This is a genomic window from Stenotrophomonas sp. HMSC10F07 (assembly GCF_001807895.1).
Lineage (GTDB): Bacteria > Pseudomonadota > Gammaproteobacteria > Xanthomonadales > Xanthomonadaceae > Stenotrophomonas > Stenotrophomonas sepilia.
Map to the genome: position 1 here is coordinate 1 of NZ_KV791447.1, position 13343 is coordinate 13343.

Here is a 13343-nt window from a genome sequence, read left to right on the forward strand (position 1 = left end):
ACCGAGGAGATGCCGGCCAGCGGCCGGCACTACCCAGCGCGATGTCCCTGGACGGGCGGTACGCCCAGCAGGCTGGTTCTGTACGACCAGCGGCGAACTGGATTGGCCTGGGAGCACACGATCAGGCGGTTTGACGACACCACGCCGTCAGCACGCCACGGGCTGGTCGCGCTCAGCAGTCCATCCTGCCGTGCGCGCTGCCTTCGTCGTCCAGCACGTGCGCATGCAGGACCACCTGGTTGCGGCCTGCACGCTTGGCGGCGTACAGGCCGGCATCGGCGTCCGCCAGCAACTGATCGGCACTGGCCAGGGCCGGCGGATGCAGGTAGCCCACGCCGATGCTGATACTGACCGATCCTTCCGGCAACGGCAGCGCTTCCACCGCCCCGCGCAGGCGTTCGGCCAGCGCCAGCACGCCCGACAAGGCACTCCCGGGCACGATCACCGCAAATTCCTCGCCGCCATAGCGTGCGACGCTGTCACCGGCGCGGCCGGCATTGGCCTTCAGGACTGCGGCCACGGCCTGCAGGCAGCGATCTCCGGCAGGATGGCCATGACGATCGTTGAAGGCCTTGAAGTGATCGATATCCAGCAGCAGCAAGCCCAGCTCGGTGCCACTGCGTCGTGCGCGGTTCCACTCAGCCAACAGCAACGCGTCGAACTCGCGGCGGTTGGCCACCCCGGTCAGGCCATCCTGCCGCGCCAGCTTGTCCAGTGAGGCCTGCCGTTCCATCAGGTCCACCTGCAACAGGATGCTGCGCAGGCCGAAGCCCAGCGTCGCCACCACGAAGCCGGTGACTGCCAGAGGCCGCGCGTGGTCGACCACCAGGGTGCCGACCACCAGCAGCAGCAACGGCAGGATCATCGGACCCGCCGCCTGTACCGTGCGCGCCATCCGAGGATGCGGCACGAAGACCGGTACGGGTGCCTGGCTCAGCGCCAGCAGCGTCAGCAGCAGGAACGGCAGATCGATCAGCAGATCGTTGTAGGCGCCGAAAGCGTCTTCCGAGGTGTAATGGTTGATGTAGTAGGCGACCAGCAGATAGACCAATGCGTACAGCGCCAGCACCCGGAAGAAGCTGCGCCGCTCGGGGATGTCGCCGGCCAGCCAGCGCACCACCGCAAAGCCGGCAATGCACAGGTTCTGGATGTCGAACATGCGCTGCATGTTCGACAACGCCAGCGGGTCACTCTCGACCCGGTCAGCAAAGGACTGCGCATGCACGAAGAACAGCATGCCCATCAGTGCCGCCATGGCCGCATCGATCAAGCTGATGCTCAGCCGCTCGCGTCGCGCGCGGGCCAGGATGAACACAAGGGGGACGCCGTAGAGCACATACAGGAACAGGCTGGCGCGAGGGGTGATGTCTGCACGCCCAGCCCCCAGCGCGTCGATCATGTTGAAGGCCATGCCGCCGGCCCACAGCAGCAGCGCCGCTGCCGTGGCGCGCCAGCCGAGCGCCGCCTTGTCGCGGCGCGCCCGCCACAGGCAGGCGGTCGCCGCCAGCAAGGGAGCACCGGTCAGGAACACGAACGATCCCGCCCCGGCGGGGCCCGGCCACAGGGTCAGCACCAGGCCATGGCACAGCACATACAGCAGCGCCAGCACTACCGGCATGCATCCCCCGATCCACAAAGCCGTATGGGCGCACCATAACGCGCCGGCGCGCCACGGCGGCGTGATCCATTGCGGCAAAACGACAGTCTGCGTGCACCGCCACGGTAGTGCCGGCCGCTGGCCGGCAACCCGCAGCCCTGTGTTCCCCTGGGATTGCCGGCCAGCGGCCGGCACTACCGGAAAGCCCTCAGGCGTGCAGGGCGCGAGCGTGGTGGGCGACGTGCTCGCCGATGAAGCTGGCGATGAAATAGTAGCTGTGGTCGTAGCCCGGCTGCAGGCGCAGGGTCAGCGGATGGCCGGCTGCGGCGCAGGCCTCCTGCAGGCGCTGCGGCTGCAGCTGGGTCTGCAGGAACTCGTCCGCCTCGCCCTGGTCGACCAGCAACGGCAGGCGCTCGCTGGCCGTCGCCAGCAACGCACACGCGTCCCACTGCGCCCAGTCGGCTGGGTTGTCACCCAGATAAGCCGTGAACGCCTTCTGCCCCCACGGTACGTGGCTGGGCGCGACGATCGGCGAGAACGCCGACACACTGCGGTAGCGCCCCGGGTTGCGCAGCGCGATCACCAGCGCACCATGGCCACCCATCGAGTGGCCGCTGATGCCACGCGCGCCGGTGACCGGGAAGTTCGCCTCGATCAGCGCCGGCAGTTCCTGCGCCACATAGTCATGCATGCGGTAGTGCTTCGCCCACGGTGCACGGGTGGCGTTGAGGTAGAACCCCGCCCCCTTGCCCAGGTCATAGCCCTCGGCATCGGCCACGTCATCACCGCGCGGGCTGGTATCCGGCGCGACGATGATTACGCCGTGCTCGGCTGCATAGCGCTGCGCACCGGCCTTGGTGATGAAATTCTGCTCGGTGCAGGTCAGCCCGCTCAGCCAATACAGCACCGGCAGCTTCTGCGTTTCCGCCTGCGGCGGCAGGTACACGGCGAACTGCATGTCGCAGCCCAGCGTGGTCGAACGATGGCGGTAAACATCCTGCCAACCGCCGAAACAGGCGCGGTGTTCAATACGTTCCATGGAACTCTCCTGCGTGCCGGCGTCAGCCGTCACGTGTGTTGATCAACTCATCCAGCTGCGACAGCAGGCGCAGCAGCGGTTCGACACCAGGCTGGCCGTCCAGGTTGCGGTACGCCGCGACCGCCACGTCACTGCGCGGTGGCCATTGGCCATCGGCGCGGGCTTCGTGCAGGCGCGGCAGGAACACCTGCGCCAGCCAGTGCTCGAACGGCATTTCACCAATGCCGAAGGGTGAGTCCACTGCGCGCGGCGGACCCACGACGCCTTCGACCCAACCCAGCACGCGCAACGCCTGCTCGATCGGATCAACCAGGGCCGCGCGCGGATCTTCCGCACACGGCCTGCGCAAGGCATCGAACCAGCCCACGCTGCGGCTCAGTAATGGACCACCGAACGGATCGACTTGCCTTCATGCATCAGGTCGAAGGCATCGTTGATCTTGTCCAGGCCCATGGTGTGGGTGACGAACGGGGCCAGTTCGATGTCGCCCTTCATCGCGTCCTCGACCATGCCTGGCAGCTGGCTGCGGCCCTTCACGCCACCGAAGGCAGTGCCCATCCACTTGCGGCCGGTCACCAGCTGGAACGGGCGGGTGGAGATCTCCTGCCCGGCACCGGCCACGCCGATCACCACGCTCTGGCCCCAGCCACGGTGCGCGCATTCCAGCGCCGCACGCATCACGTTGACGTTGCCGATGCACTCGAAGCTGTGGTCCACGCCCCAGGTGGTCATTTCAACGATGACCTGCTGGATCGGCTTGTCGAAGTCCTTCGGGTTGATGCAGTCGGTGGCGCCGAATTCGCGCGCCAGTTCGAACTTGGACGGATTGGTGTCCACCGCGATGATGCGGCCGGCCTTGGCCTGGCGCGCACCCTGGATCACCGCCAGGCCGATGCCACCCAAGCCGAACACCGCCACGCTGTCACCTTCCTGCACCTTGGCGGTGTTGTGCACCGCGCCGATGCCGGTGGTGACACCGCAGCCGAGCAGGCAGACGTGTTCCGGGTTGGCGTCCGGGTTGATCTTCGCCAGCGAGACTTCGGCAACGACGGTGTACTCACTGAAGGTCGAGCAGCCCATGTAGTGGTACAGCGGCTCGCCGTTGTAGCTGAAGCGGCTGGTGCCGTCGGGCATCACGCCCTTGCCCTGGGTGGCACGCACCGATACGCACAGGTTGGTCTTGCCGCTCTTGCAGAACAGGCACTCGCCGCACTCGGCGGTATACAGCGGAATCACGTGGTCGCCCGGCTTGACGCTGGTCACGCCCTCGCCCACTTCCACCACGATGCCGGCGCCTTCATGGCCCAGCACCACCGGGAACAGGCCTTCCGGGTCATCGCCGGACAGGGTGAACGCATCGGTGTGGCAGACACCGGTATGGGTGATCTTCACCAGCACTTCGCCCTTCTTCGGCGGGGCGACGTCGATCTCGACGATCTGCAGCGGCTGGCCGGGACCAAAGGCGACGGCGGCACGGGACTTCATGATGGCTTCTCCAGGGACAGGCAATGACAGGATGGGCGGCGCCATGTTGCGCCGTCGTTTATTTCAGGTACGAGCGGATCAACGCGCTCATGTCGCGCACGCGTTCGGCGCGTTGCTCGTCGGAGGCAGCGGGCTGGCCGAATTCCTCGCGCAGATGGGCCTCCATCACCTCGGACATCAGGCCGTTGACCGCGCCACGGATGGCGGCGATCTGCTGCAGCACTGGCCCGCAGTCGGCGCCGGCTTCCAGCGCGCGGTCAAGCGCATCGCACTGGCCGCGGATGCGGCGCACGCGGGCCAGGACCTTCTTCTTCTCTTCGGGGGAGTGCGGCATGGCGAACCACCCAGGAACTATACTGGGGGATAGTATACAAGCAGCCAGCAGGAACTCAATCGTGGCCAGCTCAGTCGAACAATCCCTCACCCGCCAACCGCGCCAGCTCATCCACCACGTAGCGCACCTTCGGCCGCAGGTGGCGGGTCGGTGGCCACAGCGCATGGATGTCGATATGCCGCTGCATGTGCGCATCCAGCACCGATTGCAGCGCGCCGGAATCCAGATGACGGCGCACCAGTGAAATGGGCATCTGGCAGATGCCCAGCCCAGCGATGGCCGCATCGATCACCGCGTCACCATCGTTGAGCTGGTAGGTCGCATTCGGGATGAACGTTCCCTCGGCATCGTCCCTGCCGATCCGCCACGCCACCGGCTGGCCGTGGCGGAAACCAACGATGCTGCGGTGCTGCGACAGTTCCTCCACGCTGCCCGGCACGCCATGCGCCCGCAGGTACTCCGGCGATGCGCAGGTGACCAGTCGTTGGCGACCCAGCCGGCGCGCGACCAGATGTTCGGCCTGGTGCAATCCGCCGAAGCGGATCAGCAGGTCGATGCCCTCTTCGACCGGATCGACGAAGTGATCGGTGAAGGTCATCGTCAGTTGCAGGTCCGGGTATTGCCGGCACAGGCGCAGCAGCACCGGCAGCACCACCAGGCGCCCGAACGAGGATGGCATGTCGATGCGCAGCCGTCCGCTGGGCAGGCCGGCCGACCCCAGGCAGGCCTCGGCGGCGGAGATTTCTTCCAGCGCCGCCGCACACGATGCGTAGTACGCTTCGCCGTCGGTGGTCAGCGCGATGCGCCGCGTGGTGCGGTGGAACAGGCGCACGCCCAGCCGCGCTTCCAGCCGGGCGATGGCCTTGCCCACCGCCGAGCGCGAGATGCCCAGCGCGTCGGCAGCCTCGGTGAAGCTGCCTGAGCGGGCCGTGGTAACGAACGTGACCAGGCCATTCAATGATTCCAGCGGCAGCATCTATCGCGCTCCATTGGGGACAAATCGTCCCGCATCTAGGGAGATCGAAGCGCTTTATGCGCCTGCATGTCAACTCCATCCTGTGTGCATCGCGCCGCTGGCGCCTCCCCCCGCACCGAGATGACCGACATGACCGCCGCCCTGTTCCGCCCCTTCGATCTGGCAGGCACCGCCCTGCGCAACCGCATCGTGATGGCCCCGATGACCCGTGCCCGCAACCCCGGCGCGGTGGCCAATGAACTCACCGCGCAGTACTACCGGCAGCGCGCCAGCGCCGGCCTGATCATCAGTGAAGGCACCCCGGTCTCGCCGCAGGGCCAGGGTTACATCGACGTGCCGGGTATCTGGTCGGCCGAGCAGGTCGCCGGGTGGAAGCTCGTCACCGAGGCGGTGCATGCCGCTCAGGGCACGATCTTTGCCCAGCTCTGGCACGTGGGCCGCATGTCGCATTCCTCGCTGCAGCCCGATGGTGGGCAACCGGTCAGCGCCGGCACGCGCCCGGTGGCCAGCGCACCGAAGAACACCTCGTTCGTCTATCTGGAAGACGGCAGCCGCGGCCACGCAGATCCCACCCCGGCACGTACGCTGGCCACCGACGAAATCCCCGGCATCGTCGACGACTTCGCGCGCGGCGCCGACAACGCCATCGCCGCCGGTTTCGATGGCATCGAACTGCATGCCGCCAACGGCTACCTGTTCGAACAGTTCCTCAACCCGCTCATCAACCAGCGCGAGGACCGCCATGGCGGCTCGCTGCCCAATCGTGCGCGCTTGATCCTGGAGACCGTCGATGCGATGGCCCAGCGCATCGGTGCGCAGCGCATCGGCGTGCGCCTGGCGCCGAACAACCTCACCTTCGACATGCCGTTCTACCCCGACAACGAGGCCACCTACCTGTACCTGGCCGAGGAACTGGGCAAGCGCGGCCTGGCCTATGTGCATCTCAACGACAACCTGCAGGCGGGCCAGTCGGTACTGGGCGAGGTGTTCCTGCGGCAGTTCAAGCAGGCCTACGGCGGCACCGTCATCCTGGCAGGTGGCATGACCCGCGAACGCGCCCTGCAGCTGGCCGAAGCGGGCACCATCGACCTGGCCGCGTTCGGCCAGCCGTTCATCGCCAACCCGGATCTGGTCGAGCGCCTGCAGCGCAACGTCGCGCTGGCCACGCCGGACCGCAGCACCTATTACGGGGGCGGCGAGGCAGGCTACCTCGATTACCCGGCCGCAGGCTGATCCCGCACAGGGTCGGATCCCCGCCACAGGTGGGGCTCCGACCCTTGGTTCAAGCCTCCTCGCGCACGTAAGCGAACGACTCGTCCAACCGCTCGAAGCCGATCACTTCAACGACGATGGCCTGTGCGTCGTCTTCGCTGATGTTTCCTTCTTCAATATCGTCAACGCGGGCAAACAGCTGCTGCAACGCCGCGTACTGGTCCCCGCGAAGGAAGGACTGGTGGGACTGCAGCCAGCGCTGCAGATTGCCGGCCAGCTCGCCATGCGACAGCAGCGTATACGGCCGCTGGTAGTCAGCAACTGCTTCGACCATCTTGCGGAACAGGAAATCCTGGTAGCTGGCGGCCAGCACATCGGCACGGTCGTCGTCATGCCACACCATCACCACAGGTGGTTCGCCAGAACCGGGCGCGTTGCTCCAGAAGCAGTAGCTGTCACCCGCGCCGGTCCGCGCAAAGGGCAGCAGTTGCAGGTCAGTGCGCAGGGGATTGTAGTGATCCTCGGCGGTCAGCTCCTGCCACGCCTCCAGCAGCTCGTCGTGTTCCAACGGCTCGTAATCCTGGGCGTATAGCAACACCGGTGGATCCGCCTGCAGCGTCGGGAACACCACCTCAGACCAATCCGGATGGGGAGTGCCCCAGCTCAACCGACCCGCTGCATGCAACTGCTTGAACAGGGGCGGGAAGGCCTGGCCGGTGGCCTGTTCGATGTCGGATAGCGCGCTCATGGATGTCCTTGTCGATGGAGGCCGCCCAGCTTGCCCGAATCCGCGCAGGAGATGAACCGGCAGCAGCAGGTGGCGGGACTAGACTGCAACCAACGGATGCTGGAAATCATTGCCATGAACGCCACTGCCCGCAACTTCATCGTCAACATCGACGTGCCCGACCTGGCCGCGGCCGAAGCGTTCTACCTGGCCGCGTTCGGGTTGCGCATCGGTCGTCGGCTCGGTACCGGCGCGGTGGAACTGCTTGGTGGGCCAACACCGCTCTACCTGCTGCAGAACGAGGCTGGCAGCGCCGCCACCGAAGACGGCGATGTGCGTGACTACGAGCGCCACTGGACCCCGCTGCACCTGGACTGGGTGGTGGAAGACATCGATGCCGCGTTGATGCGTGCGGTCGCGGCCGGGGCGATGCTCGAGCAACCGGTGCGCGAGCGCCGCTGGGGCCGTATCGCCGTGCTGGCCGATCCGTTCGGGCACGGCTTCTGCCTGATCCAGTTCAGTGGCGAAGGCTACGACGCGCTGGTCGAGTGAATTGCCGTCTGCATTGCGGGCGCCAATCCACGCATGGCGCGGATCTACTGATCCGCTTCAAGCAACGCGTGGAGGTTGTCGTTCGGCAGTAGATCCACGCACGGCGTGGATGCGAACCACCGCACGTCACTCCCGCAGCATGTCGACGAACGCGCGCAGCGCTCCGGGCATCTGCCGCTGCTTCGGGTAGTACAGCGCGAACCCGGCGAACGGCTCGCTCCAGTCTTCCAGTACCGCCACCATCTGCCCCGATCCGATATACGGCCGCGCGGTGTCTTCCAGCACGTAGGCCAGGCCGATGCCATCAAGCACTGCACCAACCACGGTGCCCTGCTCGCTCAACGTCAGCCGGCCCGGCACGTCGATCTCCAGCGCTTGCCCGCTACGCTCGAACTGCCATTTGTACAGATGCCCGCTGGCAAAGCGGAAGCGGATGCATTCATGCGCGGCCAGGTCGCGCGGATGCTGCGGCGCCGGGTGTCGCCGCAGGTAGTCCGGCGAGCCGACGATCAGCCCACGCAGAGGCGGCCCCATCGGCACCGCCACCATGTCCTCGGGCACGAATTCGTGCAGGCGCACGCCCGCGTCGTAGCCCTCGGCGACGATATCGACCAGCCCATCATTTTCGGTCAGCTCGACGCGTACATCGGGGTGAGCGTGCAGGAAGCGCGCCAGCCGAGGCCGCAGCTGGGTCGCCACCGCCGCCCGGGTGGCGTTGATGCGCAGCAGGCCGGCCGGGGCGGCACGGAAGTGGTTCATTTCTTCCAGCGCGTCATGCACCTGCCCCAGCGCCGGCTGCAGGCGCTCCAGCAGGCGCTGCCCGGCCTCGGTCAGGGCCACGCTGCGCGTGGTGCGGTGGAACAGGCCCACGCCCAGTCGTTCTTCCAGCGCGCGGATCGCATAGCTCACCGCCGAGGTCGACAGCGCCAGCTCGGCGCCGGCGCGGCGGAAGCTGCGGTGGCGGGCAACCGCCGCGAACGCGGCCAGGTGGGAAAGGTTGTCAGTGGCCATGATTGTGCAGTTTTACTTGATGAATCATGCCGATATCCATGCTTCTTGCCGTTGGGAACGCGGCGTATTGTAAAGCGCCTTTCGATAAACCCTGCCAAGGATTCCCCATGTCCCTCGCCCGTGGTTACGCCGCCCATTCCCATACCGCTCCGCTGGTCCCCTATGAGTTCGAACGCCGTGCGGTCGGTCCCGACGATGTGCGCATCGAGATCCTCTACAGCGGCATCTGCCATTCCGACCTGCACCAGGCCCGCGATGACTGGGGTGGCTCGATCTACCCGATGGTGCCGGGCCACGAGATCATCGGCCGCGTGACCGAGGTCGGCAGCAACGTCACCCGCTTCAAGGTCGGCGACCACGCCGGCGTCGGCTGCATGGTCGACTCCTGCCGCCACTGCGATGCCTGCGAGCACGACCTGGAGCAGTACTGCGCCGAGGGCGCGACCTGGACCTACAACGGCCGTGAACGCGAAAGCGGCGCGCCGACCTACGGCGGCTATTCCGACCACGTGGTGGTAGAGCAGCGCTTCGTGGTGAAGGTCTCCGATACCCTCGACCTGAAGGCGGCCGCACCGCTGCTGTGCGCCGGCATTACCACGTGGTCGCCGCTGCGCCATTGGAAGGTCGGCCCGGGCCAGAAGGTCGGCGTGATCGGCCTCGGTGGCCTCGGCCACATGGGCGTGAAGTTCGCCAAGGCACTCGGCGCGCACGTGGTGATGATCACCACCACCCCGGAAAAGGGCGCCGACGCCAAGCGCCTGGGCGCCGATGAGGTGCTGGTCTCGCGCGATGCCGCGCAGATGAAGGCGCACGCCGGCAGCTTCGACTTCCTGCTCAACACCATCCCGGTTGGCCATGACACCAACCCGTACATGGGCCTGCTCAAGCGCGAGGCCACCATGTGCCTGGTGGGCGTGCTGACCGAACTGGACCCGCCGCTGACCGGCGGCAGCGTGATCTTCGGCCGCAAGCACCTGACCGGCTCGGCGATCGGTGGCATGGCCGAAACCCAGGAAATGATGGACTTCTGCGCCGAGCACGGCATCGTCAGCGACGTCGAGATGATCGACATCAGGAACGTCAACGAAGCCTGGGAGCGCATGGCGAAGAACGATGTGCGCTACCGCTTCGTGATCGACATGGCGACGTTGAAGAACGCGGCCTGAACCAGGACGGATCTGGAAATGAAAAACCCCGGCAATGCCGGGGTTTTTTCATCGCGTGCCGACCAAGGTCGGCACCCACCCAACATCATCAATACGCGAACTCGCGGAACACCGGATCGACGTCACCATGCCAGCGGCCATGGAACAGCGCCAGCTTGCGCTCGGCCGGGGTCAGGCCGGATTCGACAATCTCCTGCAGCACGTCCAGGAACTTGCTTTCGTCCTGGCCGTCGGCATTGCGCGCCGCACGGCGCTTGAGGCCTTCCACGGAAATCCTGACCGCTTCCCGGGCCAGGTCACGCACGGTGCCGTTGCGGAACGGCAGGTTCATTGCATGCTTCGGCACGCCGTCACGCAGCGCATGGCGCTCGGCCAGGGTGAAGTCACGCACCAGGTCCCAGGCAGCATCCAGCGCAGTGTCGTCGTACAGCAGGCCCACCCAGAACGCCGGCAGCGCACACAGGCGGCTCCACGGGCCACCATCAGCGCCGCGCATTTCCAGGTACTTCTTCAGGCGCACTTCCGGGAACGCGGTGGTCATGTGGTCCGACCAGTCGCGCAGCGTCGGCAGCGCGCCCGGCAGCACCGGCAGCCTGGCCTGCATGAAATCACGGAAGCTCTGCCCGCTGGCATCGTGGTAGATGCCATCGCGGTAGGAGAAATACATCGGCACGTCGAGCAGGTAATCGACATAGCGCTCGTAACCGAAGCCGTCCTCGAACACGAAGTCGAGCATGCCGGTGCGATCGACGTCGGTGTCGGTCCAGATGTGCGAGCGATAGCTCAGGTAGCCGTTCGGCTTGCCTTCGGTGAACGGCGAATCGGCAAACAGCGCGGTGGCGATCGGCTGCAGCGCCAGCGACACGCGGAACTTCTTCACCATGTCCGCCTCGGTGGCGTAGTCCAGGTTCACCTGCACCGTGCAGGTGCGGGTCATCATGTCCAGGCCCAGCGAACCGACCTTGGGCATGTACGCGCGCATGATCTTGTAGCGGCCCTTCGGCATCCACGGCATTTCATCGCGCTTCCACTTCGGCTGAAAGCCCATGCCGAGGAAACCCAACTGCAGTTCGCCGGCCACCTGCGCCACTTCGTTGAGGTGGGTGCCGGTCTCCACGCAGGTCTGGTGGATGGTCTCCAGCGCCGCGCCGGACAGTTCCAGCTGACCGGCCGGCTCCAGCGTCACCGAGGCCCCATCGCGCAGCAGGGCGATGGTGTTGCCGTTCTCCTGCACCGGCTCCCAGCCGAAGCGGACCAGGCCGTTGAGCAGCGCTTCGATGCCACGCTCGCCCTCGAAGGTCGGCGGCCGCAGGTCATCCAGGCGGAATCCGAACTTCTCGTGCTCGGTACCAATGCGCCACTGCGCACGGGGTTTCTCGCCGGAGGCGATCACCTCCACCAGCTGCGAGCGGTCGGTAATGGGGGTATCGGCGACGTGGCTGGGGCTCGACAAGGGGGTGGCTCGCTGGACAGTGGCAGGGGATGTGGGGCCCGGGGCCTTCCATCGCAAGGGCGCACTATAGCGTGGCACCCCGTTGCGTCATGCGACGGTGACGGGTTTCAGCATCCTACCGACGCCCTCTTGACCCTCGTACACTCAACGACATGAGCCGCCATTCACGACATCCCGAACTGCACCGCTCCGAGCGCGTCGGCTGGCTGCGTGCCGCCGTGCTGGGCGCCAATGATGGCATCGTCTCGGTGGCCGGCCTGGTGGTCGGCGTGGCCGCCGGCGGCGCCTCCGCTACCACCATCCTCGCCACCGGCGTGGCCGGCACCGTGGCCGGCGCGATGTCGATGGCCGCCGGCGAGTACGTCTCGGTACAGACCCAGGCCGACACCGAGGACGCAGACCTGGCAATGGAAAAGCGCGAGCTGCGCGAAAATCCGCACAGCGAGCTGGAGGAGCTGGCCGCGATCTACCGCCACCGCGGCCTGGAGCCTGCGCTGGCACGGCAGGTGGCCGAACAGCTCACCGCCCATGATGCGCTGGGTGCCCACGCCCGCGACGAACTGGGCATCACCGATACCCTGCGCGCCCGCCCGCTGCAGGCAGCGCTGGCCTCGGCCGGTGCGTTCACCTGCGGCGCGGCGCTGCCGGTGCTGACCGCCCTGCTCGCGCCGGCCGACAGGGTCGCACTGATGACCACGGCCAGTACCCTGCTCGGCCTGTGCCTGACCGGCGCAGTGGCGGCCAGGGCCGGCGGCGCACCGCCGGTTCGCGGCGCGATCCGGGTGATGTTCTGGGGCGCATTGGCGATGGCCGCGGCGGCCGGCGTCGGTCGCCTGTTCGGTGCCCACGTGTCATGACCGCCATGCTGCCACCGGCCACCGCACTGCTGGCCGAGATGGCCAGCCTGGCCGGCTGCGCACGCGCCGAAGGTTATGCGTGCATCACCGCTCGGCGCGAACATGGCGCCAGCTCGGTGGAGATTCCACAACCACAGTTCGCGATCCTGCTGGAAGGACGCAAGCAGGTGCGTACCGCGCACCAGTCGCTGGAGTTCATGCCCGGCGACATCCTGCTGCTGACCCAGCGCTGCCGCATCGATGTGGTCAACACCCCCGACCCACGCAGTGGCCGCTACCTCAGCGCCATCGTGCCGCTGTGTGCCGAAGTGCTGGCGGCCGCACGCACGCTGTGGAGCGGGGAGCTTCCCGCCGCCGGTCATGCGATGGCGCGGCTGCCGTTGATCGATCATGGCGCGGTGCTGCGCCAGTGGCGGCAATCGCTGCAGGACGGCCGTTACAGCGAAGCGCGGCTGGCCCTGGCCTCGTTGGTACTGACCCTGTGCCGGCAGGGCCACGGCAACCTGCTGCTGCCGCAGGCGCCGAGCCTGGGCGAACAGATCCGCGACCGCATCGCCGCCGAACCCGCTCGCGACTGGCAATCGCGCGATGTGGAAGCGCTGTTCGCGCTGAGCGGCGCGACCCTGCGCCGTCGGCTCGCCGCCGAGGACACCAGCCTGCGCCAGCTGCTCACCGAGGCCCGGCTGGCGCATGGCATGCAGCTGCTCTACACCACCGACCTGCCGCTGAAGACCGTGGCCGCACGCGCGGGCTACCGCTCTGCGGCCAGTTTCAGCAAGCGCTTTGCCGAGCAGTACGGGCTGGCTCCCACAGACATTTGAGGGGGGTCGGCAGGGCTGCGCCCTGCACCCGCCAAAGCAAGTGCAAGAGCCGAAGCAACAGCCAAAGCAACAGCAACAGCGGCTATCCGTGGGATGGCGGGGCGGTGTGGGTG

14 protein-coding genes are annotated in these 13343 nt (G+C 67.0%); 5 read left to right on the forward strand and 9 right to left on the reverse strand.

Translation table 11 applies throughout. The features are described from left to right. Positions 1 to 172 precede the first annotated feature (172 nt). The 6 genes from HMPREF3114_RS18630 to HMPREF3114_RS18655 form a co-directional block, all read right to left on the reverse strand. Entirely contained in the window at positions 173 to 1618 is a 1446-nt protein-coding gene (locus HMPREF3114_RS18630) for a GGDEF domain-containing protein (protein WP_070490373.1), read from the reverse strand. A 187-nt stretch (positions 1619 to 1805) separates the two neighbouring features. Further along, positions 1806 to 2636 carry an S-formylglutathione hydrolase gene (fghA, locus tag HMPREF3114_RS18635; protein WP_005419242.1) on the reverse strand — a complete coding sequence of 277 codons (831 nt, stop codon included), beginning with the start codon at positions 2634 to 2636 and terminating at the stop codon, positions 1806 to 1808. A 22-nt stretch (positions 2637 to 2658) separates the two neighbouring features. Then, a complete protein-coding gene (locus HMPREF3114_RS18640; protein ID WP_070490375.1) occupies positions 2659 to 3003 on the reverse strand; it encodes a YqcC family protein in 345 nt (114 codons plus the stop codon). An 8-nt stretch (positions 3004 to 3011) separates the two neighbouring features. Then, entirely contained in the window at positions 3012 to 4121 is a 1110-nt protein-coding gene (locus tag HMPREF3114_RS18645; RefSeq protein ID WP_053500575.1) for an S-(hydroxymethyl)glutathione dehydrogenase/class III alcohol dehydrogenase, read from the reverse strand. A gap of 58 nt (positions 4122 to 4179) precedes the next feature. Then, on the reverse strand, positions 4180 to 4455 hold the full coding sequence (gene frmR, locus HMPREF3114_RS18650) for a formaldehyde-responsive transcriptional repressor FrmR (RefSeq protein WP_005411009.1): 276 nt from the start codon (positions 4453 to 4455) through the stop codon (positions 4180 to 4182). Positions 4456 to 4525: 70 nt separating this feature from the next. After that, a complete protein-coding gene (locus tag HMPREF3114_RS18655; protein ID WP_070490377.1) occupies positions 4526 to 5431 on the reverse strand; it encodes a LysR family transcriptional regulator in 906 nt (301 codons plus the stop codon). Positions 5432 to 5560: 129 nt separating this feature from the next. Here HMPREF3114_RS18655 and HMPREF3114_RS18660 point away from each other — a divergent pair, with 129 nt between their 5' ends. Further along, positions 5561 to 6664, forward strand: a complete 1104-nt coding sequence (locus HMPREF3114_RS18660; protein WP_070490382.1) for an alkene reductase — start codon at positions 5561 to 5563, stop codon at positions 6662 to 6664. Positions 6665 to 6713: 49 nt separating this feature from the next. On the opposite strand, the gene HMPREF3114_RS18665 is transcribed toward HMPREF3114_RS18660, so the two are convergent. Next, positions 6714 to 7391: an SMI1/KNR4 family protein gene (locus HMPREF3114_RS18665; protein ID WP_053500581.1), complete on the reverse strand. Its 678-nt coding sequence runs from the start codon at positions 7389 to 7391 to the stop codon at positions 6714 to 6716. A 114-nt stretch (positions 7392 to 7505) separates the two neighbouring features. Here HMPREF3114_RS18665 and HMPREF3114_RS18670 point away from each other — a divergent pair, with 114 nt between their 5' ends. Next, positions 7506 to 7922, forward strand: a complete 417-nt coding sequence (locus tag HMPREF3114_RS18670; RefSeq protein WP_053500596.1) for a VOC family protein — start codon at positions 7506 to 7508, stop codon at positions 7920 to 7922. Between the two features lie 126 nt (positions 7923 to 8048). Here HMPREF3114_RS18670 and HMPREF3114_RS18675 read toward each other — a convergent pair whose 3' ends face one another. Then, positions 8049 to 8933, reverse strand: coding sequence for a LysR family transcriptional regulator (locus HMPREF3114_RS18675; RefSeq protein WP_053500583.1), 885 nt, complete (start codon positions 8931 to 8933; stop codon positions 8049 to 8051). A 107-nt stretch (positions 8934 to 9040) separates the two neighbouring features. Between HMPREF3114_RS18675 and HMPREF3114_RS18680 the strand changes: the two genes are divergently transcribed. Beyond that, complete coding sequence (locus HMPREF3114_RS18680; protein WP_053500585.1) at positions 9041 to 10099, forward strand: NAD(P)-dependent alcohol dehydrogenase; 1059 nt, start codon at positions 9041 to 9043, stop codon at positions 10097 to 10099. A gap of 88 nt (positions 10100 to 10187) precedes the next feature. Here the strand turns inward: HMPREF3114_RS18680 and HMPREF3114_RS18685 are convergent, their stop codons facing one another. Then, a complete protein-coding gene (locus HMPREF3114_RS18685; RefSeq protein ID WP_053500586.1) occupies positions 10188 to 11552 on the reverse strand; it encodes a glutamate--cysteine ligase in 1365 nt (454 codons plus the stop codon). 152 nt (positions 11553 to 11704) lie between these two features. Here HMPREF3114_RS18685 and HMPREF3114_RS18690 point away from each other — a divergent pair, with 152 nt between their 5' ends. Together HMPREF3114_RS18690 and HMPREF3114_RS18695 are read left to right on the forward strand one after the other, a co-directional pair. Continuing rightward, complete coding sequence (locus HMPREF3114_RS18690) at positions 11705 to 12409, forward strand: VIT1/CCC1 transporter family protein (RefSeq protein WP_070490380.1); 705 nt, start codon at positions 11705 to 11707, stop codon at positions 12407 to 12409. Beyond that, positions 12406 to 13230 (forward strand): helix-turn-helix transcriptional regulator, encoded by an 825-nt coding sequence (locus HMPREF3114_RS18695; RefSeq protein WP_065185384.1) that lies wholly within the window; start codon positions 12406 to 12408, stop codon positions 13228 to 13230. Before HMPREF3114_RS18690 ends, HMPREF3114_RS18695 begins: the two co-directional genes overlap by 4 nt. Positions 13231 to 13343 lie beyond the last annotated feature (113 nt).

Excerpts from the sequence above, each read along its gene's own strand:
- HMPREF3114_RS18670 (WP_053500596.1), top strand. The coding sequence starts at position 7,506 with ATGAACGCCACTGCCCGCAACTTCATCGTCAACATCGACGTGCCCGAC.
- HMPREF3114_RS18675 (WP_053500583.1), bottom strand. The coding sequence starts at position 8,933 with ATGGCCACTGACAACCTTTCCCACCTGGCCGCGTTCGCGGCGGTTGCC.
- HMPREF3114_RS18680 (WP_053500585.1), top strand. The coding sequence starts at position 9,041 with ATGTCCCTCGCCCGTGGTTACGCCGCCCATTCCCATACCGCTCCGCTG.
- HMPREF3114_RS18695 (WP_065185384.1), top strand. The coding sequence starts at position 12,406 with ATGACCGCCATGCTGCCACCGGCCACCGCACTGCTGGCCGAGATGGCC.
- HMPREF3114_RS18630 (WP_070490373.1), bottom strand. The coding sequence starts at position 1,618 with ATGCCGGTAGTGCTGGCGCTGCTGTATGTGCTGTGCCATGGCCTGGTG.
- HMPREF3114_RS18655 (WP_070490377.1), bottom strand. The coding sequence starts at position 5,431 with ATGCTGCCGCTGGAATCATTGAATGGCCTGGTCACGTTCGTTACCACG.
- HMPREF3114_RS18660 (WP_070490382.1), top strand. The coding sequence starts at position 5,561 with ATGACCGCCGCCCTGTTCCGCCCCTTCGATCTGGCAGGCACCGCCCTG.
- frmR (WP_005411009.1), bottom strand. The coding sequence starts at position 4,455 with ATGCCGCACTCCCCCGAAGAGAAGAAGAAGGTCCTGGCCCGCGTGCGC.
- HMPREF3114_RS18645 (WP_053500575.1), bottom strand. The coding sequence starts at position 4,121 with ATGAAGTCCCGTGCCGCCGTCGCCTTTGGTCCCGGCCAGCCGCTGCAG.
- HMPREF3114_RS18665 (WP_053500581.1), bottom strand. The coding sequence starts at position 7,391 with ATGAGCGCGCTATCCGACATCGAACAGGCCACCGGCCAGGCCTTCCCG.
- fghA (WP_005419242.1), bottom strand. The coding sequence starts at position 2,636 with ATGGAACGTATTGAACACCGCGCCTGTTTCGGCGGTTGGCAGGATGTT.
- HMPREF3114_RS18690 (WP_070490380.1), top strand. The coding sequence starts at position 11,705 with ATGAGCCGCCATTCACGACATCCCGAACTGCACCGCTCCGAGCGCGTC.